This window comes from Mesorhizobium sp. M1A.F.Ca.IN.020.03.2.1 (assembly GCF_004023205.1).
Classification (GTDB): Bacteria; Pseudomonadota; Alphaproteobacteria; order Rhizobiales; family Rhizobiaceae; genus Mesorhizobium.
This window is the reverse complement of the sequence record NZ_RZSV01000478.1, coordinates 1-1,082: the sequence shown is the minus strand read 5'-3', so window position 1 is coordinate 1,082 and position 1,082 is coordinate 1. Positions and strand designations below refer to the sequence as shown.

At 66.1% G+C, this 1,082-nt stretch carries 1 protein-coding gene and 1 pseudogene; both read right to left on the bottom strand.

Going from position 1 to position 1,082, the window contains the following annotated elements; all coding sequences use genetic code 11:
• A pseudogene (locus EOA79_RS33990) lies at positions 1 to 156 on the bottom strand (N-formylglutamate deformylase); the annotation flags it as partial.
• A gap of 220 nt (positions 157 to 376) precedes the next feature.
• A partial coding sequence (locus tag EOA79_RS32185; protein ID WP_164894079.1) for an aromatic amino acid lyase occupies positions 377 to 1,082 on the bottom strand: 706 nt, incomplete at its 5' end.

Below are 1,082 nucleotides of genomic sequence, written 5' to 3'. Positions count from 1 at the left end.
GTCGTACAGCTTGTCGATCCACCAGTCGCAGTCGCGGCGGCCGAGCCACGGCGACACCAACCGGCTGTCGAGGCCCGCAAGATCTATGCCGGTGTGCGGGATCGAGACCAGCAGCGGCGCCGTACCGCGTGTGATGGTGAGCCAGGGCGTGGTCATTGGAGCTCTCCACGGGTTGGAGCTCTACGGCGCCCCCCTCTGTCCTGCCGGACATCTCCCCCACGAGGGGGGAGATCAGATATCACGCCGGCTTTCGCCAATCGTCCACGTTGCAAGAAGGAGCGGGGCGCCAAAGTTGCCAATCTCCCCCCTTGTGGGGGAGATGTCCGGCAGGACGGAGGGGGGCGTGAAGGATCGCGACCTATCAGAGCATTCAATCTCATGACGCAATCCCCGGCAGCGCCACCGCAGCCGCCGCCTTAACCGCCGCGCCGCTGCGGACCAGGGCGATCGCCTTTTCCATGTCGGGATGGAAATGCCGGTCGTTGTCGAGATGCGGCACCTCGGCTCGGACCAGCTTGCGCACCGTTTCCAGCGCTTCGCTCGAAGCGAGCGGGGCATGGAAATCGCAGCCTTGCGCGGCTGCCAACAGCTCGATGCCGATGACGGCCGTTGCATTCTCGATCATGCCGAGCAGGCGGCGCGCGCCGTGGGCAGCCATCGAGACATGGTCTTCCTGGTTGGCCGAGGTCGGGATCGAATCGACGCTCGCCGGATAGGCCTTCTGCTTGTTTTCCGAAACGAGCGCCGCCGCCGTCACCTGCGGGATCATGAAACCGGAATTGAGGCCAGGCTTCGGCGTCAGGAAAGCCGGCATGCCGGAGAGCGCCGGATCGACCAGCATGGCGATGCGGCGCTCAGACAGCGAGCCGATCTCGCAGACGGCAAGCGCGATCATGTCGGCGGCAAAGGCCACCGGCTCGGCGTGAAAATTGCCGCCCGAGAGCGCGGTGTCGTCCTCGGCGAAGATCAGCGGGTTGTCGGTGACGCCGTTGGCTTCGGTCTCCAGCGTGTCGGCCGCCTTGCGCAGGACGTCGAGCGCGGCGCCCATCACCTGCGGCTGGCAGCGCAGGCAGTATGGATCC